The following is a 4,992-nucleotide window of genomic DNA, read 5'->3' on the forward strand; positions in this document are numbered from 1 at the left end:
ATGATGCGATGACGCAACACGTCGAACAGCACCGCCTGGATGTCTTCGGGGCTGACGAAGTCGCGACCGGCCAGCCAGGCGTGGGCACGTGCGCAACGGTCGAGGGCGATCGAGCCACGCGGGCTCGCACCGTAGGCGATCCACTCGGCCATTTCCGGGTCGAACTTGGCCGGGTTGCGCGTGGCCATAACCAGTTGCACCAGGTATTCCTCCACCGCATCGGCCATGTACAGACCGAGGATTTCCTTGCGCGCAGCGAAAATCGCCTGCTGGCTGACGCGGCGTTCCGGTTTGGTTTCGCCGTTCAGCGCTTCGCCACGGGCCTGCTGCAGGATGCGGCGTTCGACGGCGGCATCCGGGAAACCGATTTTCACGTGCATGAGGAAGCGGTCGAGCTGCGCTTCCGGCAGCGGATAGGTGCCTTCCTGCTCGATCGGGTTCTGCGTGGCCATCACCAGAAACAGCGGCGACAGCTCATAGGTGCTGCGCCCGACACTGACCTGACGTTCGGCCATGGCTTCGAGCAGCGCCGATTGCACCTTGGCCGGAGCGCGGTTGATTTCGTCCGCCAGCACCAGGTTGTGGAAGATCGGCCCTTGTTGGAACACGAAGCTGCCGGTTTCCGGGCGATAGATCTCGGTACCGGTGATGTCGGCAGGCAAAAGGTCCGGGGTGAACTGAATGCGATGGAACTGGGCTTCGATGCCCTCGGCGAGTTCTTTGATCGCTTTGGTCTTGGCCAGACCCGGCGCGCCCTCGACCAGCATGTGACCGTCGGCGAGCAGGGCGATGAGCAAGCGCTCGATGAGTTTTTCCTGGCCGAGAATCTGCGTTGAAAGAAAGGTTCGCAGCGCCAGCAGCGCTTCACGATGTTCCATCGGTGACTGTTCCTGGAAAGGGGTGGCCACAGGCGTTCGGATAACGCCGGGGCTGGGGGCGTTACTTTAATCCATCGAGGGGGGTGGCGACTAACGGCATTTTGCGCAAAGTGCGGGAAATGACTGGGGCAATTGTTGGATTTTTGTAGTGCAGAGAGGTGCAGTGTTCTTCAGGGCCCCTTCGCGAGCAAGCTCGCTCCCACATTTGAGCGGCGTGCACCTATCAAATGTGGGAGCGAGCTTGCTCGCGAAGAGGCCGGTTCAGGCGCTATCAAACTTCGTTAATGAAGGTGCCCGTCCCATCAAGGATATTCTTCAGGGTCTCAACAACCTCATCCAGATCAACCATATCCGGGTTGAAGGTGATCTCCAGCACATCATCCCCGTTCAACGCATCGGCATCCGCCGCCGCGATCTCGATCTTCAGCAGCGTCTTGCTCAGGGTGACTTTCACCCCGTCCAGCGTCGACGGCTCGCCATCCAGGGTGATCTCCAGCTCATCCTCGTCCGGATAGCGGCTCATCACAAACATCTCGCCCTTGTCGGTGTGGCAGCCAATCATGGCCATGTTGTCTTCTTCGTCGTCGCACGGGTTGACGATCAGTAGGGCGGTGTTCATTTGCATGGTCAATTCCTGCCTTGAGGGGCGTGTCGGTCGCAATAGGGCGCGATTCTGCCAGCCCTCGGGAATTTCTGCATGTGAGAGTGTCAGAGGATGTGTCGCGAGCACGGCACAGGTCAATGGTCACTTCTGGCACGCCTGTACCGTAAAAGCGGGCATTCAGGCCGCCGTTTTCCGCCATGACTGCTAGTGTTTATCGGTGCCAAATCCTTTGTTTACGTGCCAATGACCGAATATGTCGCAGCACCGCAAGCAGACACATTGTCGCACCCATTAAGCTGCGCAACGGATGAGCACCTGTAAAGGCATTGTCGGCAGTGCGGACAGTCGTTTTTGCAGATGCCCATTCAATGGAAGGTGAATGTGACCTGAGTGTCTCGTCCAGCTTCACCCACCTGTCACCCTGTTTCCTCTGCCCGAGAATCAGGAACAGGGCGACACAGGCCCCGAAAGGGGTGTTGCACGCGACGCTTTCCATCAATAACAAGCTTAAGCGGAGTACCACAGATGGCGTTCTTCACCGCAGCCAGCAAAGCCGACTTCCAGCACCAACTGCAAGCGGCACTGGCGCAGCACATCAGTGAACAGGCACTGCCACAAGTGGCGCTGTTCGCTGAACAATTCTTCGGCATCATTTCCCTGGACGAGCTGACTCAACGTCGCCTCTCCGACCTCGCTGGCTGTACTCTTTCCGCGTGGCGCCTGCTTGAGCGCTTCGATCACGCGCAACCGCAAGTGCGCGTCTACAACCCCGATTACGAACGCCACGGCTGGCAGTCGACCCACACCGCGGTCGAAGTGCTGCACCACGACCTGCCATTCCTGGTCGACTCGGTCCGCACCGAACTGAACCGCCGCGGCTACAGCATCCACACCCTGCAAACCACCGTGCTCAGCGTACGCCGTGGCAGCAAGGGCGAGCTGCTGGAAATCCTGCCAAAAGGCAGCACCGGTGAAGGCGTGCTGCACGAGTCGCTGATGTACCTGGAAATCGACCGCTGCGCCAACGCGGCCGAACTGAGTGTGCTGAGCAAAGAGCTGGAGCAGGTGCTCGGTGAAGTCCGCGTCGCGGTCGCCGATTTCGAGCCGATGAAGGCCAAGGTGCAGGAAATCCTCACCAAGCTCGATCACAGCGCCTTCGCCGTCGATGCCGACGAAAAGAACGAAATCAAGAGCTTCCTGGAATGGCTGGTGGGCAACCACTTCACCTTCCTCGGCTACGAAGAGTTCGTGGTTACCGATCAGGCCGATGGCGGCCACATCGAATACGACCAGAATTCCTTCCTCGGCCTGACCAAACTGCTGCGCACCGGCCTGACCTACGAAGACCTGCGCATCGAAGACTACGCAGTGAAATACCTGCGCGAACCGACCCTGCTGTCGTTCGCCAAGGCCGCGCACCCGAGCCGCGTGCACCGTCCGGCGTACCCGGATTACGTGTCGATCCGTGAAATCGACGCGGACGGCAACGTCATCAAGGAACACCGTTTCATGGGCCTGTACACGTCGTCGGTGTATGGCGAGAGCGTGCGGGTCATCCCGTTCATCCGCCGCAAGGTCGAAGAAATCGAACGCCGTTCCGGCTTCCAGTCCAAGGCTCACCTGGGCAAGGAACTGGCGCAGGTCCTCGAAGTGCTGCCGCGTGACGACCTGTTCCAGACTCCGGTCGACGAACTGTTCACCACCGTGATGTCGATCGTGCAGATCCAGGAACGCAACAAGATCCGCGTGTTCCTGCGCAAAGACCCGTACGGTCGTTTCTGCTACTGCCTGGCTTACGTGCCGCGCGACATCTATTCCACCGAAGTGCGCCAGAAGATCCAGCAAGTGCTGATGGAGCGCCTGAAGGCCTCCGACTGCGAATTCTGGACGTTCTTCTCCGAGTCCGTGCTGGCCCGCGTGCAGTTGATCCTGCGTGTCGATCCGAAGAACCGCATCGACATCGACCCGGTACTGCTGGAAAAAGAAGTCGTACAAGCCTGCCGCAGCTGGCAGGACGACTATGCCGCCCTGACCGTCGAAAGCTTCGGCGAAGCCCACGGCACCAACGTGCTGGCCGACTTCCCGAAAGGCTTCCCGGCCGGCTACCGCGAGCGTTTCGCTGCGCATTCGGCCGTGGTCGACATGCAGCACCTGCTGAGCCTCAACGAAAAAAATCCGCTGGTGATGAGCTTCTATCAGCCGCTGGGCCAGGTGTCCGGCCAGCGCGAGCTGCATTGCAAGCTGTATCACGCCGACACGCCGCTGGCGTTGTCCGACGTCTTGCCGATTCTGGAAAACCTCGGCCTGCGCGTGCTGGGTGAATTCCCGTACCGCCTACGTCACACCAATGGCCGCGAGTTCTGGATTCACGACTTTGCGTTCACCGCTGCCGAAGGCCTGGACCTCGACATCCAGCAACTCAACGACACCCTGCAGGACGCGTTCGTGCACATCGTCCGTGGCGATGCCGAGAACGATGCGTTCAACCGTCTGGTGCTGACCGCCGGCCTGCCGTGGCGTGACGTGGCGCTGCTGCGCGCCTACGCCCGTTACCTGAAGCAGATCCGCCTGGGCTTCGACCTGGGTTACATCGCCAGCACCCTGAACAACCACACCGACATCGCTCGCGAGCTGACCCGGTTGTTCAAGACCCGCTTCTATCTGGCGCGCAAACTCAGCGATGAAGATCTGGAAGACAAGCAGCAGCGTCTGGAACAGGCGATTCTGAGCGCACTGGACGACGTCCAGGTGCTCAACGAAGACCGCATCCTGCGTCGTTACCTCGACCTGATCAAAGCCACCCTGCGCACCAACTTCTACCAGACTGACGCCAACGGCCAGAACAAGTCGTACTTCAGCTTCAAGTTCAACCCGCACGCGATCCCTGAACTGCCGAAGCCGGTACCGAAGTTCGAAATCTTCGTTTACTCGCCACGCGTTGAAGGCGTGCACCTGCGCTTCGGCAACGTCGCTCGCGGTGGTCTGCGCTGGTCCGACCGTGAAGAAGACTTCCGTACCGAAGTCCTCGGCCTGGTAAAAGCCCAGCAAGTGAAGAACTCGGTCATCGTGCCGGTGGGTGCGAAGGGCGGCTTCCTGCCGCGTCGCCTGCCACTGGGCGGCAGCCGTGACGAGATCGCGGCCGAGGGCATTGCCTGCTACCGCATCTTCATTTCGGGTCTGCTGGACATCACCGACAACCTGAAAGACGGCGCGCTGGTACCGCCGGCCAACGTCGTGCGGCATGACGACGATGACCCGTACCTGGTAGTAGCCGCGGACAAGGGCACAGCAACCTTCTCCGACATCGCCAACGGCATCGCCATCGACTACGGCTTCTGGCTGGGCGACGCGTTTGCCTCCGGTGGCTCGGCCGGTTACGACCACAAGAAAATGGGCATCACCGCCAAGGGCGCGTGGGTTGGCGTACAACGTCACTTCCGCGAGCGCGGCATCAATGTTCAGGAAGACAGCATCACTGTGGTCGGCGTGGGTGACATGGCCGGTGACGTG

Annotated in this window: 3 protein-coding genes; 1 reads left to right on the forward strand and 2 read right to left on the reverse strand. The window is 60.4% G+C overall.

The window, feature by feature from the left end:
* Together DBR24_RS30505 and DBR24_RS30510 are read right to left on the reverse strand one after the other, a co-directional pair.
* The coding region (locus DBR24_RS30505) for a MoxR family ATPase (RefSeq protein ID WP_146189158.1) at positions 1-878 on the reverse strand (878 nt) is incomplete at its 3' end.
* A gap of 271 nt (positions 879-1,149) precedes the next feature.
* Positions 1,150-1,503, reverse strand: coding sequence for a hypothetical protein (locus DBR24_RS30510; RefSeq protein WP_128616535.1), 354 nt, complete (start codon positions 1,501-1,503; stop codon positions 1,150-1,152).
* A 504-nt stretch (positions 1,504-2,007) separates the two neighbouring features.
* Between DBR24_RS30510 and DBR24_RS34610 the strand changes: the two genes are divergently transcribed.
* On the forward strand, positions 2,008-4,992 hold a 2,985-nt coding region (locus DBR24_RS34610), incomplete at its 3' end, for an NAD-glutamate dehydrogenase domain-containing protein (RefSeq protein WP_256592029.1).

Origin of the sequence: Pseudomonas sp. HMWF006, assembly GCF_003061205.1 — a bacterium.
GTDB lineage: Bacteria > Pseudomonadota > Gammaproteobacteria > Pseudomonadales > Pseudomonadaceae > Aquipseudomonas > Aquipseudomonas monsensis.

Bases quoted from the DNA above. Each gene is read 5' to 3' on its own strand.
- DBR24_RS30510 (WP_128616535.1), bottom strand. From the start codon at position 1,503: ATGCAAATGAACACCGCCCTACTGATCGTCAACCCGTGCGACGACGAA.